General features: G+C 48.9%; 19 protein-coding genes and 1 other annotated feature. Of the genes, 4 read left to right on the plus strand and 15 right to left on the minus strand.

Translation table 11 applies throughout. The features are described from left to right. The 3 genes from AC3WTJ_RS26790 to pheS all read right to left on the minus strand — a co-directional run. The coding region (locus AC3WTJ_RS26790; RefSeq protein ID WP_492524416.1) for a cell division protein ZapA at positions 1-488 on the minus strand (488 nt) is incomplete at its 3' end. Between the two features lie 91 nt (positions 489-579). Then, positions 580-3,033, minus strand: a complete 2,454-nt coding sequence (gene pheT, locus AC3WTJ_RS26795; protein WP_492524417.1) for a phenylalanine--tRNA ligase subunit beta — start codon at positions 3,031-3,033, stop codon at positions 580-582. A 25-nt stretch (positions 3,034-3,058) separates the two neighbouring features. Continuing rightward, on the minus strand, positions 3,059-4,093 hold the full coding sequence (pheS, locus tag AC3WTJ_RS26800; RefSeq protein ID WP_127457323.1) for a phenylalanine--tRNA ligase subunit alpha: 1,035 nt from the start codon (positions 4,091-4,093) through the stop codon (positions 3,059-3,061). Positions 4,094-4,163: 70 nt separating this feature from the next. Then, positions 4,164-4,428 (minus strand) — a binding site (T-box leader). 192 nt (positions 4,429-4,620) lie between these two features. On the opposite strand from pheS, the gene AC3WTJ_RS26805 reads away from it, so the two are divergent. From AC3WTJ_RS26805 to glsA, 4 genes are all read left to right on the plus strand, one after another. After that, the gene (locus AC3WTJ_RS26805; protein WP_492524418.1) at positions 4,621-5,049 is read left to right on the plus strand and encodes a MarR family winged helix-turn-helix transcriptional regulator; all 429 of its coding nucleotides are present in this window, start codon (positions 4,621-4,623) and stop codon (positions 5,047-5,049) included. Between the two features lie 89 nt (positions 5,050-5,138). Continuing rightward, on the plus strand, positions 5,139-6,734 hold the full coding sequence (locus tag AC3WTJ_RS26810; RefSeq protein WP_492524578.1) for an MDR family MFS transporter: 1,596 nt from the start codon (positions 5,139-5,141) through the stop codon (positions 6,732-6,734). A gap of 113 nt (positions 6,735-6,847) precedes the next feature. Then, positions 6,848-7,768 (plus strand): aldo/keto reductase, encoded by a 921-nt coding sequence (locus AC3WTJ_RS26815; RefSeq protein ID WP_492524419.1) that lies wholly within the window; start codon positions 6,848-6,850, stop codon positions 7,766-7,768. Between the two features lie 24 nt (positions 7,769-7,792). Next, on the plus strand, positions 7,793-8,746 hold the full coding sequence (gene glsA / locus AC3WTJ_RS26820; RefSeq protein WP_492524420.1) for a glutaminase A: 954 nt from the start codon (positions 7,793-7,795) through the stop codon (positions 8,744-8,746). A gap of 57 nt (positions 8,747-8,803) precedes the next feature. On the opposite strand, the gene AC3WTJ_RS26825 is transcribed toward glsA, so the two are convergent. The 12 genes from AC3WTJ_RS26825 to AC3WTJ_RS26880 form a co-directional block, all read right to left on the minus strand. Next, the gene (locus AC3WTJ_RS26825) at positions 8,804-8,989 is read right to left on the minus strand and encodes a hypothetical protein (protein ID WP_127457327.1); all 186 of its coding nucleotides are present in this window, start codon (positions 8,987-8,989) and stop codon (positions 8,804-8,806) included. A 26-nt stretch (positions 8,990-9,015) separates the two neighbouring features. Beyond that, the gene (locus tag AC3WTJ_RS26830) at positions 9,016-10,668 is read right to left on the minus strand and encodes a copper resistance CopC/CopD family protein (protein WP_492524421.1); all 1,653 of its coding nucleotides are present in this window, start codon (positions 10,666-10,668) and stop codon (positions 9,016-9,018) included. A gap of 12 nt (positions 10,669-10,680) precedes the next feature. Continuing rightward, the gene (locus AC3WTJ_RS26835) at positions 10,681-11,085 is read right to left on the minus strand and encodes a DUF2203 domain-containing protein (RefSeq protein WP_492524422.1); all 405 of its coding nucleotides are present in this window, start codon (positions 11,083-11,085) and stop codon (positions 10,681-10,683) included. 50 nt (positions 11,086-11,135) lie between these two features. Continuing rightward, the gene (gene nikR, locus AC3WTJ_RS26840; RefSeq protein WP_492524423.1) at positions 11,136-11,591 is read right to left on the minus strand and encodes a nickel-responsive transcriptional regulator NikR; all 456 of its coding nucleotides are present in this window, start codon (positions 11,589-11,591) and stop codon (positions 11,136-11,138) included. Positions 11,592-11,727: 136 nt separating this feature from the next. Beyond that, positions 11,728-13,479, minus strand: coding sequence for a response regulator (locus AC3WTJ_RS26845; RefSeq protein WP_492524424.1), 1,752 nt, complete (start codon positions 13,477-13,479; stop codon positions 11,728-11,730). A 50-nt stretch (positions 13,480-13,529) separates the two neighbouring features. After that, positions 13,530-13,904, minus strand: a complete 375-nt coding sequence (locus AC3WTJ_RS26850; RefSeq protein ID WP_492524425.1) for a response regulator — start codon at positions 13,902-13,904, stop codon at positions 13,530-13,532. An 87-nt stretch (positions 13,905-13,991) separates the two neighbouring features. Beyond that, positions 13,992-14,381 (minus strand): gamma-glutamylcyclotransferase family protein, encoded by a 390-nt coding sequence (locus AC3WTJ_RS26855; RefSeq protein WP_492524426.1) that lies wholly within the window; start codon positions 14,379-14,381, stop codon positions 13,992-13,994. Between the two features lie 151 nt (positions 14,382-14,532). After that, positions 14,533-14,820, minus strand: a complete 288-nt coding sequence (locus tag AC3WTJ_RS26860; protein ID WP_127457334.1) for a CD3324 family protein — start codon at positions 14,818-14,820, stop codon at positions 14,533-14,535. A 1,032-nt stretch (positions 14,821-15,852) separates the two neighbouring features. Then, the gene (locus AC3WTJ_RS26865) at positions 15,853-16,620 is read right to left on the minus strand and encodes a LamB/YcsF family protein (protein WP_492524427.1); all 768 of its coding nucleotides are present in this window, start codon (positions 16,618-16,620) and stop codon (positions 15,853-15,855) included. A 70-nt stretch (positions 16,621-16,690) separates the two neighbouring features. Further along, positions 16,691-17,677 (minus strand): 5-oxoprolinase subunit C family protein, encoded by a 987-nt coding sequence (locus AC3WTJ_RS26870; protein ID WP_492524428.1) that lies wholly within the window; start codon positions 17,675-17,677, stop codon positions 16,691-16,693. Then, entirely contained in the window at positions 17,667-18,455 is a 789-nt protein-coding gene (pxpB, locus tag AC3WTJ_RS26875) for a 5-oxoprolinase subunit PxpB (RefSeq protein ID WP_492524429.1), read from the minus strand. Before pxpB ends, AC3WTJ_RS26870 begins: the two co-directional genes overlap by 11 nt. Beyond that, positions 18,452-19,255 carry an alpha/beta hydrolase gene (locus AC3WTJ_RS26880; protein ID WP_492524430.1) on the minus strand — a complete coding sequence of 268 codons (804 nt, stop codon included), beginning with the start codon at positions 19,253-19,255 and terminating at the stop codon, positions 18,452-18,454. Before AC3WTJ_RS26880 ends, pxpB begins: the two co-directional genes overlap by 4 nt. Positions 19,256-19,488 lie beyond the last annotated feature (233 nt).

Consider the following 19,488-nt stretch of genomic DNA (forward strand, 5'->3'; position numbering starts at 1 on the left):
TGTTCAAGCTGTTGTTTGATTTGCTCATGAACCTGCTTAGCCTGATCTTGCTGCTGTTTGACTAGCTCCTGCTCTTGTTTGCCCTTCTGCACTTCCTGCTGGAGCTGCTCCTTTTGTGCTTGAGCTTGGTCTAACTTCCCTTTTTGTTCATTCAAAAAAGTTTGTTGTTTATCATAATCATGCTTCAATTGATTGTATGTAACGTTCACTTTCTCATAGGCAGCTTTGGTCGCCTCTTGTTCTTTCTGCGCCGCGCTCAGCTCTTCCATAATTTCATTCATTCGGAAGCATTCATCGGCCATGTTCACAGCGGCGAGCACGGCAATTCTTTGTGAATCTAACCGCGGATAACCCTTGGCGATGCGAAACATTTGGTCATTTACATACTCCGCCACACGCTTCATGTAATTCGTGCTTGTATCTGCTTTTAACTTGTATTGATTTCCATATATGTCAACGGTTATTTTCGTTTTATCTTCAGCAGTCATATTATTTCCCCCTTAGATGAAAAGGCTGGCCTTATCGACGTTAATTTCGATAAGACCAGCCTGTTTTCCTGCAACTTATGAGAAACTTGCTCTATTTTCTTAACTCTGCCTCATATTGCTGTTCAAGAGTTTGAACCACTTTGGCATGGAGCTCCGTTACCTCTTCATCCAACAGGGTTCTTTCCGCATGACGGTACACCAGAGCGATCGCTACGCTCTTACGATTTGCCCCAAGGCGCTCTCCTGTGTAGATATCAAAAACCTGGATAGACTCAAGCAAATCGCCGGCAACTTCAGCAATCGACAGCTCCATGAGACCGACCGGTACGCTAGCATTCACAACGACTGCAATATCACGTCCAACGGACGGATAACGCGGCAATAGTTTATACACAATCGCATCGCCAGCAGCTTCCAGAATAGGAGCCAGTTCAACCTCAAGCACATATGTGTCATCCAGATCACGCTGCTGTTGAACGGTTGGGTGCAGTTGCCCCATTCGGCCAATTACTTTCGAACCTTCGGAAGTAGCAAGCAAAAGCTCTGCCGTACGCCCTGGATGGAAACCTTCCGGGGAAGCCGATGTGTAAGTAAGACCTTTGACACCGAGGTAACTGATCAGGCGGTCAAAGATTCCTTTGATATCATAGAAATCAACGGCCTCGGATTTCTGCGCCCAATGCGCCCCGCGGCGTTTGCCCGTCATGGCAATAGAAAGAAGAAGTTTCTCTTGCGGCAGCGCAGTGAGTGCCGACTCATCCGTAATGAATGCTTTGCCGACTTCGAAAATAGCTACGTCATCCATCGTCCGGTTACGGTTGTAACTCACGACTTCCAGTAAATGCGGCAGCAAGCTGGTACGCAGTTGGCTGCGATCCTCGCTCATTGGCATTGCGAGGGAGATCGGCTTAGCCGCTGGGTATAGACCCGGCAGCGAAGCCGTTTGGTCAGGGTGCGTGAAGGAATACGTAATGACTTCATGCAGCCCGCTTTGTGTCAGCAGATTCCGCGCGATGCGGCGAATCGACTGCTCTTTGGACAAAGATCCTGGCGTCGTCACGCCGGTCATCAAGGTCGTCGGGATGTTATCGTAGCCGAAGAGGCGTGCTACTTCTTCGATCAAATCAACATCCCGTGTGATGTCTCCGCGGCGGCTCGGCACGTGCACGAGCAGCTTGCCTTCTCCCGCCGGCTCGAACGTGAAGTGCAGGCGCTCGATGATTTGGCCCATCTCGTCCAGCGAAAGCGCCGTGCCGAGATAGTTGTTCACGCGGTCAGCAGCAAGCTCGATGCTGACGGGCTTGTGTGAGCCGGCGACAGCTTCGACGATGCCGTCTGCGACTTTGCCACCTGCATACTCAGCAATCAAGGCAGCCGCGCGGTTCAATGCCGGAAGCACCGCTTCCGGGTTCACTTCTTTCTCGAAGCGAAGGCTCGCTTCAGAGCGAAGGCCTAGTTGGCGCGATGTGCGGCGCACAGAGGAGCCTGCAAATTTTGCGGATTCCAGCAAAATGCGAGTCGTATCATTCGTCACTTCGGAATTCGCGCCGCCCATAACACCAGCGATCGCTACAGGCTTCGTGCCGTCTGTGACAAGCAGCATGTGCGGCTCCAGGGTACGCTCTACATCGTCGAGCGTAACGAGCTTCTCGCCAGCCTCAGCAAGGCGTACGTCGATGTGGCCGTTATTCAGCTGTTCAGCATCAAAAGCATGCAGCGGCTGACCATACTCCAACATCACGAAGTTCGTGATGTCAACGATGTTATTGATAGGACGGATACCGGCCGCCATCAAACGGTTTTGCATCCACAGCGGAGAAGTGCCTACGCGCACGCCTTCGATCAGGCGCGCTGCGTAGTGAGAGCACTGCTCTGTCGCTGTGATTTTCACGCTGATGCGGTCAGCGGCTTTCACACCGGCTGATCCAGCTTGCTGCAGCGCCGCTTCCGCATCCGGCAGCTTAACGCTGCGCCCAAGGATTGCTGCGATCTCATAAGCGGCTCCGAGCATGCTCAAGCAGTCGGATCGGTTTGGTGTCAGGTCAAGCTCCAGTACTTTATCATTGATCGCCAGAACATCAAGAACAGAGCTTCCGACTTCCGTTTCCTGCGGAAGCACTAGAATACCTTCCTGAATTTCTTTCGGCAGCAATTTATCATTCAGGCCAAGCTCTTTGGCTGAGCAAATCATCCCTTGGGATTCAACACCGCGCAATTTGGCGCGTTTGATTTGCAGGCCTCCCGGTAGAACAGCTCCAATCATAGCGACAGGCACTTTTTGGCCTGCATCGATATTTTTGGCTCCGCAGACGATTTGCAAATCTTCGCCTTGACCGGCATCAATGACACACACGCTTAATTTATCCGCATCCGGATGCTTCTCACGGGATTTCACATACCCGACAACTACGTTCGTTACCCCTTTATTTCGATCCTCCACGATATCCACTTCGATACCGCTTCGGGTTAATTTTTCCGCTAATTCCTCAGCTGTGAAACCTGATACATCTACATATTCCGATAACCATTGGTATGAAACATTCATGCTTAACCCCTCCTTTTCCTGGTGCTTACAGATGTAAGAATTGTTTTAAGAAACGCAAATCATTCGTATAGAAATGACGGATATCTTCGATTCCGTATTTCAACATGGCAATACGCTCAACGCCCATACCGAAGGCGAACCCTGTATACTCCTTAGGATCGTAACCGCCCATCTCAAGAACGCGCGGATGCACCATTCCCGCTCCGAGAATTTCCAACCAACCTGTTTGTTTACAAGTCCGGCAGCCAACGCCTCCGCACATTGCACAGCTCACATCAACCTCGACACTCGGCTCTGTGAAAGGGAAGAAGCTGGGACGCAAACGAATTCTCGTTTCTTTGCCGTACATTTCTTGCACGAATTGCAGCAAGGTCCCTTTCAAATCGCTCATCCGAACGTTGCGGTCGATAACCAGACCTTCGATTTGCGTAAACATATGCGAATGTGTCGCATCGTCGTCGTCGCGGCGGTATACTTTACCCGGGCAAATGATTTTGATCGGAACTTCGCCTTTACGTTTCTCCATCGTTCTCACTTGAACCGGGGAAGTTTGGGTACGCATCAAGATTTCTTCTGTAATGTAGAAGGAGTCCTGCATGTCGCGGGCCGGGTGGTCTTTGGGCAGATTCAGCGCTTCGAAATTGTAATAGTCCTGCTCAACCTCCGGTCCTTCCGCAACCGTATAGCCCATTCCGATGAAAATATCTTCAATTTCTTGAATTACTTTGCTTAATGGGTGTACGGCGCCTTGCTCTGATGGACGACCCGGCAGCGTAACGTCGATCATTTCAGCACGTAGCCTGTTTTCCGTTTCCTGCTGCTGATATGCCGCTTGCTTCTCTTCGATCACCGATTCAATCGCAGCGCGAACATCGTTCGCCACTTGCCCAATGATCGGTCTCTCTTCTGCGCTTAGCGCTCCCATTCCGCGAAGAACCTCGGTTAATGGACCTTTTTTACCTAAATATTTAATACGTAAATCGTTCAACTCCTGCTGGCTTTGTACGCCGCTTAGCTCTTGCAGTGCTTCCTGCTTCAAAGCTTCTAACCGCTCTTTCATTGCAATCCCTCCTGAATTAGGCCCCTGAATCAACCAAAATGAAAACACAAAAAAGACTTTCCGCTCCCTCGCAAGGGACGAAAAGCCGTGGTACCACCCTAATTTAGATCCATTTCCCGGCCAATAGGCCAAAAAATGATCTCACTTCATTCCAGATAACGGACGATGCGTCCGGTTCCCTCTACTTTAGAAGAAAGCCCATTTAAGCTTAATTCGGTTCAAAGGACTGCTCGGGAGCGAACTTCTGCAGCCTGATTCTCGGGGCCAGCTCTCAATCAACGGCTTACCCTCCCTGTCAAGAAGCACTGCATACTCTTCTCCGTCAAAGCATTTTACGTATATGTACCAGTTATTATATGCAAGATAGTGCTTATATGCAAGTATACAGCCTTTACATCTCGCATTTTCCCAGTTGACTTGGAAAGAATATAAGCGTATATTTTATTTAAACAGTTTAAACATTAATTTATATAAATATTTCATTGTTTAATTATTTGATCATGCAATGAACCGGAAGGAGCGTTTCTATGGAAGATGACTTGATGGCTTATACCAATCGTTTCCGGACAACGTTTGAAACAGCCCATCGAAAAATTAGCAGTGCCGTACTCACCGAATTGAAATCAGAGTTAACGGGGCCGCAGTTATTTATGCTCTTCATGATCGCCAAGGAAGGAACTCCCAAGCAAACCGTCCTTGCTGAGAAAATGGGGGTCAAACCAAGTGCGATTACCGTCATGATCGATCGTCTTGTCCAAAGCGGGCATGTCATACGCAAGCATCATGAATCGGATCGGCGCATTGTTCTCGTAGAAAACACAGAGCTTGGCCAAGAGGTTCTTGCCACTGCTCAAAACGTTCAAAAAGAAGTGATCGCCCGAGGCTTATCCAAGCTCCCGCCTGAAGAGCTCAAGGTCCTTGTAAGTGCTTTTGAAAAGCTAACCACCTATTATTAAAATCCAATATAATTTATAAGGAGTGGACTGTAGTGGAAACTATACAAAAAACAATTTCTGACGACAACCTTTCCGAAACAGCGGCTCCTGTGCTAAAAAATCGCGGCCTCCTGCTGACAGGACTTATTATTGCCATGCTGTTCGGTGCTCTCGACGGCACGATTGTCGGAACCGCCATGCCTCGTATCGTTGGTGAATTAGGCGGTCTTGGTTTAATGGCTTGGCTGACAACAGCTTATATGCTGACTTCAACCGTTGTTGTTCCTATCGCCGGTAAATTGGCTGACTTAATGGGCCGCCGCGTGATTTATGTGACAGGTCTTATCATTTTTATCGGAGCTTCCGCGTTATGCGGGATGTCCCAGAACATCACGGAGCTCATCCTGTTCCGCGGTTTGCAAGGTATAGGCGGCGGTATCATGATGCCGATGGCGATGATTATTATCGGGGATCTGTTTACCGGTAAACAACGTGCCAAATGGCAAGGTGTTTTCGGTGCGATTTTCGGTCTTTCTTCCGTTGTTGGTCCGCAAATCGGCGGTTGGATCGTTGATGCTTTAGATTGGCGCTGGGTATTCTACATCAATCTTCCCGTTGGCATCCTGGCTGTTATCTTGATCGCAATTGCACTGCCTAAGCATAAAGCAATCGGCAAAGTGAAATTCGACATTCCGGGTATTGCCACCATGATTATCGGTGTGGTTTCCATGCTGCTAGCATTAACATTCGGCGGTAAAGATTATGCTTGGTTATCTTGGCAAATCATTGGTCTTTTCGCCTTAGCGATTGTATCATTAGTGTCCTTCGTCATTATTGAAAGCAAAGCGGCAGAGCCAATTCTTCCTGTTCGTTTATTTAAAAACAGAACTTTCACAACCATTAACGGTGTAGGTTTCCTTATGGCTATTGGTATGTTCGGTGCTATTATGTTCGTACCTCTCTTCATGCAAGGCATTGTCGGGATCAGCGCCTCCGCGTCCGGTACGGTGATGATGCCTCTGATGCTTACGATGATTGCGGCCAGCGTAGTTTCCGGTCAATTTATTCATAAAATCGGTGTACGCAAACAACTGTTAGGCGGGATGATCATCATGGCCGTTGGCTTCTATTTCCTAAGCACGATGGGGATAGACACGACAAAACTGATAGCATCTGCCTATATGCTGATCTTAGGCCTTGGCATGGGGCTTGTGATGCCGATTCTGACCCTTGCTTTGCAAGAAAGTTTCCCGAAATCTGAGCTTGGTGTGGTGACGTCCTCCAGCCAATTCTTCCGTCAAATCGGCGGTACGTTCGGTATGACTATTCTGGGTGCCATCATGAACCACAAATCATCGGTTTTGCTTGATCAGGACTTAACTCCTGTTGTTAAACAGCTGCCTGCAGAAGCGAGCCAGTTATCCAATCAAATGACAGATATGATTCACTCCAATCCGCAGGGACTGTATTCTTCTCTCTTAAGTCCTGAAACTTTGGCGAAAATGCCGAAAGAATTTGTGGAGCACATGCTTCCTATTTTAAAAAATGCTCTTGTCTCCTCCCTTCATCAAGTATTCATAATCGGGCTAGTCTTCGTATTGCTTGGGGCGGTTCTTACCCTGTTTGTCGGCAACATTAAAGTTGGCCCTAAATCGAAAAAGACAAGTCCAAAGGCTGAAAAAGACCTTTCCGCCGAACTTGCTTAATGTATCCGTCAGCCTCCCTCCTTCTTCGGAAGGTCGGGGGCTTTTTATCTTTTGACAACCTTCCAGCAATAGCGTTTAATGAGGTTGGATACTATAAAAGGAGAGTGATTACCATGAAATATCGCAGACTTGGGAAAACAGACTTAAAAGTTTCTATCGTTGGTGTTGGAACCTGGCAATTCGGAGGAGAATGGGGACTTACGTACACACAAGATGAAGCAGATGCTATCTTGGATCAAGCCGCTGATCTTGGCATTAACCTTATCGATACCGCGGAATGCTATGGGGATCATCTTTCCGAATCATTTATCGGCAATTATTTATCCAGACGCAATCGTGAGAATTGGGTTGTAGCTACGAAATTCGGTCACCATTTCCATGATCTATTTACGCGAACTGACGAATTCAACTCGGAAAGTGTCATCAAACAATTGGATGCTTCGCTCAAAGCTTTGCAAACGGATTACATAGATTTATACCAATTTCACTCAGGACCAGACAGTGTATTCGACAACGATGACTTATGGACAACTTTAGATAAACAAGTACAAGCAGGGAAGATCAGACATTTGGGAACGTCCATCGGCAGCAATGCCAACATCCATCAGACGGAAGCCTCTACGAAGGTAAATTCCAAAGCGATTCAAGTGGTCTATAACCGTTTGGATCGAGCGCCTGAAGAGCTTGTTTTCCCTTCCTGTGTGAATCAGGATCTTGGCGTACTGGCACGCGTGCCTTTGGCAAGCGGTTATCTAAGCGGCAAGTACAAGCCTGGTGCGGTGTTTGGCAACAACGATGTCCGTCATCGCCATGATGCGGAGAACGTCAGACAAAAGCTGGAGGAAGTGCAGCGCATTCAAAAAGAAGAAGTTCCGGAAGGCATGGATATGGCCAAATGGGCGCTCGCATGGTGCTTAAAGCACGATGCCGTCACAAGCGTTATTCCAGGCTGCAAGAACCCAGAGCAAGTCATTGCTAACGCAAGCGCAACGGATCTTATCAGCGACAACCACCCACAAGCATGGAAAGCATAAGCAATAGGAAGGACTAACTTCTAGATGAACTTGGACGAGCATACAACAACTTGGAAGCAGCTTAATGACCATTTGACGTCATGGGTAACAGCTAGCAAAGTCCATACCGAAGATGGCCATGTTGCTTCCTACATTCCTGAACTGGCGAATGCTCCAGCTGATATCTTGGGGATCTGCATCATGGATGCCGAAGGGAATACCGTTGCAGCCGGTGATACCGACTATCATTTTACGCTGCAAAGCATCTCCAAAGTATTCACCCTTATTCTGGCTCTCATGGATAACGGCGAAGAGTATGTGTTCTCCAAGGTCGGCATGGAGCCGACGGGAGACGACTTCAACTCGATGCTGAAGCTTGAGCTGGTAGAGCCCGGTATACCTTTTAACCCGCTTATTAATGCCGGAGCTATCGCTATCTCGTCCTTAATTGCAGGGGACACGCCCTCTGAACAAACGCAGCGAATTCTGCAGTTTTTCCGGGAGCTTGCGGACAATCCGGCGCTGGACATGAATCAGGACGTGCTCAAATCGGAATCAGACACCGCTCACCGAAATCGTTCGCTTGCTTACTTCCTGAAAGATAACGGCGTTCTGGATCGCGAGGTTGACGACGTTCTGAGGGTCTATTTCAGCCACTGTTCCATCCAAGTGAACTGCACGGATCTGGCTAGAATGGCCTTAGTTCTCGCCCATAACGGCGTAGATCCGATTCGCAACCAGCGCCTGATTCCGCGGCGGTTCGTACAAATCGCCAAGACGTTCATGTTTACCTGCGGGATGTATAATGCCTCAGGCGAGTTCGCCATGAACGTAGGGCTTCCCGCTAAAAGCGGCGTGTCCGGCAGTATTCTAACGATGGTGCCCGGACGCTACGGCATCGGTCTTGTCAGCCCTGCACTCAACCGCAAAGGCAACAGCACCGCTGGCGTTCACCTCCTGGGGAAACTTTCGCAGGAGTTTGACTGGAGCTTGTTTTAACAACAAACAGCGGTATCCGTCATCACACGAATACCGCTGTTTCGTATATCAAGCAAGCTATTGAATGGCTCGTTTAATTCGCTGCAGCACTTCAATCAGTTCATCAATCTCGGTTTCGCTTAGGCGAACCGTCACATAGTTAGGTGATATACCCCCGTCGTTGATCTCCAGCAAGGCCACCTCATCCTTGTCATCCAATTTAACAGACAATTGTTCTCTTTCGAGCATGTTAATCCAAGCCATGACGGCACCTACTTTCGGCCAATGTGTTAGTAGACGATGAATTCTTTTTTGTAAACCGTTTCATTATCTTCTGTATCCATCACACGCATTTCCAATTCCCAGTTCCCTCTGAATGGCAGATAGGCTCCCTCCGCTCGATAACTGAACTTGGCAAAACCGTATGACTCCTCTTGTTCCTTATCCTCATAGGCCGCTATCGGCACCGCTATCGGAGCTATCTCTTTGTCGTCCAAATAATGAAGAATCATCAGCACCTGCTTCGGTTTCCCTGAATTTTCAGGAAGGAATACTTTGGCTGTAAAAGAGTTGGTTCCTTGAATTTTGGGTGTGATATCCGCAGATACGTGGACCTTCTCTCCCATCTGATGCCACTGCAGCGGCTCATTGGCCGGAATTGGCGCCACATAGGTGATAATTCCCACCAACAGCACAATGAGTACCATTAGGGTCAAATCCACTCTTACCCATAGGAAGGACTGAGCAGCCTTCTTCTTGCGCATCATGAGACGAATCACAAATGCCGTAAGCACGACTAGAATAACTGCGCCAACTTTCACTAGCAGCAAAATCCCCCACCCGGCGTATAACAGATAATGCAAATTCGGCAGGAATAACAGCACAGATAAAATACCGGATATCGTGAGCACGATGATGGAAATCAGCGCCATATTTGAAAATTGTCGCATGTACGTGGCAATGTCACTGCTCTTCTGACGCCACTTCGCGTAGAGAAGTACCAACCCTCCCACCCACATGGCTGCGCCCACCAGATGAATCCAATCGAGCCCGATCGTTGCCCATACAGGTGAAAAAGAAGCCGCATGGCCGCTAAAGCTTTTAGCCGCAAGCAAGCCTAATGGCCATACCCAGTCTAACCACGCCCATCTGCCGATAAGGACGAACCCGAGGAAAGATAAGACTAGTAGAATCAGCCAGGATATTCCGATATTGGTCGCACTAAAAAGCTTCGCGACTTCTTCCACACCGCCGCCGCCTAGTAAATCCTCGATATGAGTAAAAATAAGCAGCAGGAGGGCGACAAGTTGAGCACGCTGCAAATTCAGCGTCCATGAAGATAATGTTTTTCTTGTTTCATTCCCGCCATTCGTACCTAGCATCCTTAACCAGATGACCCATCCTGTCAAAGCGAGCACCATAAGATACCACAGCCCGCGAGACGCATACTGCAAGAGTACCTTCGTCGTAAGCGGACCTGAACCGTGCTCGTGATTGGCATGGGCGGAAGGAAGATCTAGCGTATCTTCTTGCGGCGGATTGCCGATTGTCAGAGGATAGCTTCCGCCAACAGGGTGGCCGTCAGCCGAAATGACATGATAGCTAATTAAATAAACGCCCTCGGCCAGCTTAGGCAGATCAAGGAGCACACCTGTTTGCTCTTTGTTCAAATAAGCTTTATTACTGGTCATTTCGTCGCCGTCATGATTAAAAACCTTGATATAAAAGAGCCCTGCATCTAAAGGTTCATTGAAGGTAATTGCGATTTGGGGCGGAGAGCTTTCCAGCTTAGCGCCCGATTCCGGAATTGCCTGTACCAGCGATGCGTGAGCAGAAGCAGTTTGCGGGGCGACGAAAGAACTTAAGAGCATCATTGATAATATACACAATAATACAGCGGGCAAGAACCAAAACCGACGAACATGTTGTTTCTGTTTATACATAGATGAATTCCTCTAATCCATTATTGGTCTACGTCCGGCAAAACCATCTTCTTTGCCGTGGTAGTAACGGATCTTGTCCTCTCCTTGTTTCCAACACAACAAAACTTCCTGGCCCCCGATCATAGAGGGAAAATCCACAAGACCCGTCTCTATATCCTTAAGTTCGATACCCGATTGCTGAAAATGTTGGATCAGCCCGCGCGCTTCAATTTGCATAAATTCAAGTTCGGCTTCCTGCATAAAAAATGGATCCTTTTCCGTGCCGGGTTTCTCAGCCAACTCATTTTTCTTCCTGCGAAGCTCTGTGTATTTCTCCTCAAAAGCCCGCTTCAGCAGTTGCATTTTCTTTAACTCCTGATCAACAAACGGAAGCATTTCATTCGCTTCTTCCAAGCTAAAATATTTTTTATCAGACATCTGGCACCTCCATGCCTAATTTTAACAAAAAAAGAGGGCAACTTCGAATTCTACGCATGCGTATGCGGGTGCTCGTGTGAGGAACCATGCTCATCCACATGAGTCACAGACAACTCGGCATATCCGACACCTTTAAGCACTTGAATTCGCTGCTGCAATTCTCTTAGCTTCTCCACTATGCCCCTAACAACTAATATTTCCAAGCATTGCTGATGATTTAAATGAATATGCATCGTGGAAATAATGGCATGGTGATATTCATGCTGCAATTCCATCAACGTAATGGGCAGATCGCTAATATGATGGTCATATACCATTACAATGGTTCCGGCTACCGTTTCGTCCAACTGCATGCTGCTGGAGGCCAACAACGCTTTGCGTGTGAGATCTCGGATCGCTTCAGAGCGGTTGCTATAGCCCTGGATGGCAATGAGCCGATCATATTGCTCAATTAATGATTGCGGCATAGAGATGCCAAAACGTACAAGCGTTTCTTTCTCCGACATGGGATCACGCTCCTTTCTAACTAACCTCGTCCTCTACCTTCACTCTACCAGAAAGTCGTGTTCTCGCAAAATGGGCCACGCTATTTTATGTAAAAATGATAAAAGAGAGCGGACATACGCCCGGCTCTCCTGCTTGTTAGATAAAGTTCATCAGTTTTTTCACACGGACTTCCAGTTCTACGAGTGAGAAAGGTTTCGTCATATAGTCATCAGCACCCATCTGATAGCCTTTGAGCATATCGTCTTCCTTTTTCTTGCCGGAAAGCATAAGCACCTTCATGTTCGCATTCGCGGAGCGCTCATCCTTCTTAATCTGATCTAACAAGGAAAAGCCGTCTAGCCTAGGCATCATTCCATCCAAAATACACGCATGATAAGTCTTTTCCTGCAGCAAGCCGAGCGCTTCTTCACCATCGGATGCATGTGTGATGGCAATCGGTAAATGCTCCAGATGAGAAGTCAATATTGCTCTTAAGATTGGATCATCGTCAACGATTAGCAAATTTTTCTTCTCGGGAAGAGGCGGCGACGCCGACTTGCTCGGATCGCTCTCTTTCTCTGCTGCGGCGCATAGAACGCGGTTCCGGCCCTGCTGTTTGGCTTGATACATCGCTTCGTCCGCCTTCGAAACCCAATCCGCCACAGGCATTCCCTCCTGCCACTGGGCAATCCCTGCGGAGAAGGTGATGGAGAAAGGTTTCCCCTCATAGTGGGCAACCGGGTTCGAGCTGATGATAAGCAGAATGTTCTGCATCGTGGAATGCGCCTGTTCCAAGGATGTATTCGGAAGGGCAATCACGAACTCTTCACCGCCAAACCGCGCCAGTAGATCCGTTGAGCGCAAATTGGTTTGCAAGAGATGGGCCAAGCCTTGCAGCACCAAGTCTCCCACGTGGTGTCCATGCGTATCATTAATTCTTTTAAAAAAATCGATATCGATAAATACAAGCGAAATCGGAGCGGGATACCGCTCAATCCGCTGCAGTTCCATGCCAATCTGAAGGTCGAAATATCGCCGGTTGAACACGCCGGTAAGCGGATCGCGGAAGGCCAACTGCTCGAAGTTTTTGGTCCTTTTGAGCAAACCATAGATTCTGGCGGCTAGTTCTTCATACTGAAAGGGCTTGGTCACATAATCGTCAGCCCCCAGATGGAAGCAGCGAACTTTATCGTTCAAATCATTGCGCCCTGATAGCACAATAAGGGGCAGCCACTTCAACGTCGGATCTTCTTTGAGAAACTCAAACAGCTCATATCCTGATTGCGGATGCATCATAAGATCAAGTGTCACGAGATCATAGGTGTGTGTACGCAATAGTTTCATAGCGGACTCCACATCAGCGGCCTCATCAACAATACAATCATCAAGCTGAAGACGCCGGGTCAAATACGAACGCAGTACTTCGTCATCATCGACAAGCAGCAAACGGCTTTTCAACGTTCGAAGCATAGAGCCTCCTGTGGGATCCTTCTGCTCGTCCATGTGGATCTCCGTCAGGCAGATATCGTATTCCATATTCATATCACGAAGGAGCCCGAAACTGCGCTCTGCGTTTTCTTGAACCGGGTTCGTCGATGTCAACGACAATACCTGATCCGTATCAATGGTTTGCGTCCATTCCCATAGGCGCACCAATTCCTCCGCCAGCCGGCCAATCCTGTCATAACCAAAAATCGGCGCACTGCCCTTCAGCGTATGGATAATGCGATAGAACCGATTCAAGTCTTCGATTTCCGGCTTAAGACGAACGGCATCCAGCAGGGTCTCAAGCTCTTTCAACTGCTTTTCAAACTCGCGAATGAACAGTTTTCTGCCTTGTCTTAGAATTCTTGCATCTTTATCCGATTCTGACCTGGAGCCCTTTGGCTCTAGATTCGTATGATTCATGACGGACAATCACCCTTTTTACAAATAAAATTATCTTTATATATTTCGAATCAACTCTCCAATAAGTGTCCGACCGTATCTAGAAGTTGAAGCGGGCTGAACGGTTTCACAATATAAGTGGTGACGCCGGCCGCTTTGGCCTTCTCTTTATCTTTCTCCAAGGCTTTCGCTGTTAAAAGAATAACAGGCAGGTCCCGGTTCGCGTTATCGCTCTGACGAAGCCACTCGCATACTTCAACACCCGTACGCTCCGGCATCATATAATCAAGGATAACCAGATCAAACGATGCCTTCTGAAGCTGTTCAATGGCTTGCTGGCCGTCCTCCACCTCCGTGATTTCATATCCTTCATCGGATAACGTTTCAGTAAGCAGAAAGCGGAGTGCAAGCTCGTCGTCAGCCAACAATATTTTATATACAGACATAAAGGTCACCTCTATTAAAATATGACTTTAATTATAGCATCATGCTCAAAGGCAAGATAGGAATTTGTCGAATAAAGTCAAAAAATATTATTTCATTCGCGAAGCATCGTATTCTTTCCACGATGAGCCATTAATTTCTTTAAGTCCTTCCACGGAGGGATAGATATAAACCAAACCTTCACGCTCCCCGTTCACATCTTGGATCCAGACGCGGTCATATTCATTATTGGAGGCGCCTAGGCCATAATAACCTTCCAGAACATCCATCGCTTGCAGGCCTTCTTCCGTCACTTCCAACCATTCTCCAACAACGTGCTGCTCCCCATTGTCTTCCGTTAGCAAAAGCGCAGGATAAGGCCCAACATCAAATAAACGGCCAAAAATCGCGCCCGATTGCACGGACTGTACAAAAGGAGCTGCTACGAAGTGGTTACTCTCTCCAACAAGCAGTGTGCCGTAGACAAATACAGATATCATGAAAACTCCTCCTGTCGAATTATGTAATTTATAAGGTTCATTTTAAATTCGCTAGCCATCTCCCCGATCCCTTTTCAAAACATCCAACCTTTTACAATTTCATGTAGAGCCGAGCAAAGAAAAAAAGCAACATCCACAATGGATGCTGCTTCTATGCTTGATTAGCTGTTAACTCGCGCGTTTTCACAATAATTTTGCGGATGCTGTCTTCCGATAAATGAAAGACCTTGATTAACTCCATCACCGTGGAGCCTGTTTGGTACAACCGGAAAATTTCTTGATTTCTACGCTCGATAATAATGCGTGTTCCGTTATTTTCTCCCCATCCAGCGCGTTTCTGCTCTTTCTTAGGGATATATACGATTTCACCTTGGATATATTCTTGTAATTGTTTTAATAGGTTAGGGGGAAGAACGTCCTTCCCGTTCTTGTAACTCATGGATGAAAACCTCCTCAAATTGTCGCAAAGATTAAACTTTGTTCGGATTTGCAGAGAGTAATCTCATCGCCCCTAAACCTCATACCATTCTTATCAAAATGGAATAAAAAAAACACGACCATAATCGTGCCTGTCGGTTGTATATGCAATTATACAAATTCAGGTGAACGGTTATTCCACGAATGATATTCAGTTAGGAGACGATTACCTCTGCGGCGGCCGCAACACTCATCGCTACTGTCATTGTCATTGTGTTCATTAAAAAACACTCCTTTCACCTAATATTGGGATTGTATTACATGGGTTGGAGAGCAAACTCTCTCCTATATTGCCTGTGTGTTCACTTCGTGTTCACAATTCTCATTATATGTAAAAAGCTTCTCGCTGTCTACTCGTAAGTTAAGAATATGCGGGAGCCCAGAGGGCCCCCGGTTGTAACGATGACCTCTGCTTACGCAGAGATCACCTCCGCTTTTGTTGTAATCACCTTGATCACTCCTTTCCGAAGTTATTAGCTGGCCGGCTACTTCTCTATTTACTCATAATCCTACCCCATTCTCAAGTGAAAGAATCGTTATAAGGATTCTTTCCTAGGCGGGTGTGTGGGATGGAACTGAAGGGTGGTGGTTGGATGAGTGCAGGGGCTGGAAGGAAAGAGCACAGTGCTGAATATAAGGAGTATGGCGGGTGCAAGGACCGGAAGGAAGGAGCACAGTGCTGAATATAAGAAGTATGGCGGGTGCAAGGACCTGAAGGAAGGAGCATAGTGCTGAATATAAGAAGTATGGCGGGTACAAGGACCGGGTTTTTGTTTGGCAGCGGGTGCTTCCCTAGAGGCTAACGGACCTGGTTGCCGCTATTATAGTGTTTTTGCTGTATTAGCGAGGGGTAACGGACCGTACAGCCGCTATCTGCTGATTTTAGGGTGGATATCGATAACTTTCAGGTAAATAACAGCACCTGAGTCCGTTAGATCCAATTTTCATCCTAAAAGTGGCAGATAGCAGCATCTCAGTCCGTTAGAGTCACGGATCAATGCCCCAGCGCCGTCACCGCGATGCCGCTGCGGTTCAGCAGCGCGCGGATATCGCGCGCAAACTCCACGGCGTGAGCACCGTCGCCGTGGATACAGATCGTGTCCGCGCGCATGCTCAGATCCTCTCCCTCCTGGGAGAGGACCTTCCCCTCGCGGACGAGGCGCACCACCTGCGCCGCTGCATCCGCGGCGCTCTCCAGCAGCGCCCCGGGCTGATCCCGGGGCGTCAGCGTGCCGTCCCGCCGGTAGGTGCGGTCCGCGAAAGCTTCGCTCGCGGTTCGCAGCCCCGCGGCGGCACCCGCCCGCAGCAGCTCGCTGCCGGGCGGTCCAAGCAGCGTCAGCTCCGCGCTGACGCTGAGCGTCGCAGCCGCAATGGCCGCGGCGAGATCATGGCGCTTCGCCGCCATGTGATAGAGCGCGCCATGCGGCTTGACGTGCTGCAGGCGCCCGCCTTCGGCGTGGACGAACGCCTGCAGCGCCCCGAGCTGATACAACGTCAGCTCGTAAGCCTCAGCCGGCGTGATGGCGATCTCGCGCCGGCCGAAGCCCTGCAGATCGGGGAGGCCCGGATGGGCCCCGATCGCCACGCCTTTGCGCAAGCACAGCTGTACGGTGCTGCGCATGGTGGCAGGATCGCCTGCGTGAAACCCGCAGGCGATGTTGGCGGAGCTGACGAAGTCCAGCAGCTCCTCGTCGCGCCCGAGGCGATAAGCGCCGAAGGCTTCGCCCATATCACAATTTAAATCTATACGCAGCCCACTCACTCTTCCATCACCTTTCATAACTCCTATACTTTACTTAGTTACTCGTGTGCTCTTATCTGCACTTGTCAAATCATCCACGATCCCTAAACCAAGCCTGCATGCCGGCTTCCAGCAACCTCATATCCATAGCCTGCAGCAAAAGCTGTTCCTGGGCTTCCCTCAAGCTAAGCTCGCGGAAACGCAGTTTGCCCCCTGGCTTCACTTGAGCGATTAGCGGCAGATGGGCCGTAATTACATGGGCAATGCGCGGATAGCCGCCTGTTGTCTGGCAGTCAGAAAGCAAAAGAATGGGCTGACCGCTCGGTGGCACCTGAATCGTGCCTGGGACAACGGCTTCCGAAATCATCTCATGGGAGATACCGCGTTTCAACGAAAGAGGGGTTCCTTCCAGCCGATATCCCATCCGGTCCGATTGTGGGGTAACAGTGAAGCTTCGAGCCAGAAACTTCGCTTTGAGCGATTTCGCAAAATGTTCCGCTTCTTTGCCCCATACAATACCCACAACCGGGTTGTCTTCGTAATTCGGCCGAATAAAGGGAGTGACCGCACCGGAAACAGACCGGTTGTTGATGTTCACGGCTGCTTTCCCCGCATTGCTTAGCTTCAGTTCATCTCCCGCTTGAAGAGCCCTGCCTTCATGACCGCCGATCCCTGCCCGCAGATAAGTGCTTGTGCTGCCCATACTGACATCCGCTGCAAAGCCCCCATGAACGGCTAAATAAGCTCTACAACCCTTCACCGCATAGCGAAAGACCAGTTGTTCCCCTTTTTGGATGATAAAAGATCGCCATAACGGCACTCTTCTGCCTTCCACATCCGCCTCAAGATCAGCTCCACACAAGGCTATCAGCATATCCGATTGCGCGACCATGCTCGGTCCGTTCAAGGTCATTTCTAATACGGCGGCATCAGCGGTATTCCCTACAAGAATGTTAGCCGCTTGGTGGGCAAAAAAGTCCATAGGACCCGATGCAATGACGCCAAATTTGCGGTATCCATAACGCCCTTGATCCTGCAGGATCGATAACATTCCCGGCTTGATGATTTTAAAGCCCATGTCCCAGGTTCCTTTCAGCGGTAAAATGGAACTGCTCCGGCGTGATGGCGACGAATTTCACCCGATCTCCTACCTGCAATAAGGAAGGAGGCGTGGATTGCGGCTGAAATAAAGCAAGCGGCGTCCGACCGATCAGGTTCCACCCGCCTGGCGTTTCAAATGGATAAATGCCGGTTTGCGCGCCGCCAATTCCTACCGATCCGGCTGGTATACGGGGTCGGGGCACCGATTTTCTAGGTGTAACCAACCGCTCATCCATCCCGCCCAAATACGGGAAACCCGGCGCAAAACCAATCATATAGACCGGATAGATTTGTGCAGTATGCAGCGCGACGATTTCTTCCTCTGTCAGCCTGTGATAAGCCGCTACCTCCGCAAGATCAGGACCGTATTCCCCACCGTAACAAACGGGAATTTCGATAAGTTTCTCGGTCTGGGGTGACTGCTGCTCGTTTGTGAACTCAAAGCCGCCCAAGCACCGCGCAATATGTTGGAGGACCTTGTCGCAAGGAAGCATATAGTTTTCTCCAGCAGGGTGCGCATGTTTGCGGTGAACCTCCGCTTCAGAAAAATGCTGATAGACCACGACCGGATCATAATAAATCGTAATCGTCGTATATGCGGGCACCATTTCTATAAAACCTGCGAAAGGGTGCTTCTCCAGATAGGCCGTCACTTGCCGCACCAGATCTAGCGTTGACAGCTCAATGCTCGTGCCAAGCGTAAGTACGATGGCCGAATCCCCAAGGTGATGCCATTCGTAATGGAGCTTCGTCATGCAAATTTCTGCTTTTTCAACCAGTTTGCGCAAAGTTCAGGCCACAAATAGGCTTCGTCATGATCAGTCGCCATGCCAATACCATGCCGTCCGCTCTCAAAAACATGCAGATCGTACGGCACTTTATGACGGCTAAGCGCCATGGCAAAAAGCAAGCTATTCTCGACGGGAACGGCGGCATCGTCGGCGGTGTGCCAGAGGAAAGTCGGCGGTGTATCCGACGATACTTGTTTCTCTGTGGATAACAAAGTCACCAGCTTCTCATCCGGTGCCTCGCCTAACAAATTCTTTTTGGAGCCCACATGTCCAAATTCATAGAAGGATATAACAGGATAACAAAGAATTAAAGCGTCCGGACGGCTGCTTTGTCTCTCGATAGGATCTTCTGTTTCTTGGTTCCCGGCATCAAATAGCGTACCTGCGGTGGAAGCCAGGTGACCACCTGCGGAGAATCCAAGGATCCCTAGCCGATTCGGATCAATCCCCCATTGCTCTGCATGGTGTCTTACTGTTCGAATCGCTCTTTGGGCATCTTGGAGCGGAATTGGATGTTCATATGGAGCTACCCGGTAGTTTAAAACAAAGGCCGAAATCCCAAGTCCATTGAGCCACTTTGCGACAGGTTCGCCTTCATGGGGAGCACGCCTACCGTAGCCGCCTCCGGGACATACTATAACGGCAGAGCTCAAGCCTTCGCTTGCTACAGGATACAAAGTCAAGCTCGGGCATCCTTGGTTTTCCTCACCGATGCTATCCTTGGATGCTCCGGGCCATAATTCGATAGTGGTTGCGGTGTTCACTCAAGAAACCTCCTTTATTTATGTGCTAAGCTAATCATATCGAATCCCCCCAAGTTCGCATAGGTAGGATTTTACAAAAAGTTAGGACGTTGCCTTGTTTCTCACGTGAAAAGAACTACAGGCCGCTATTTTGGCAGAATCACCCAATTTCTAGGGTCTTGCGGAACTGGAGGGCCTTATTTACCATCAGCTTGGTTCAATTCACGCAAATTCGGCTGAATAGAGGATCATAG

The organism is Paenibacillus sp. FW101-FHT12H11, from assembly GCF_058790355.1.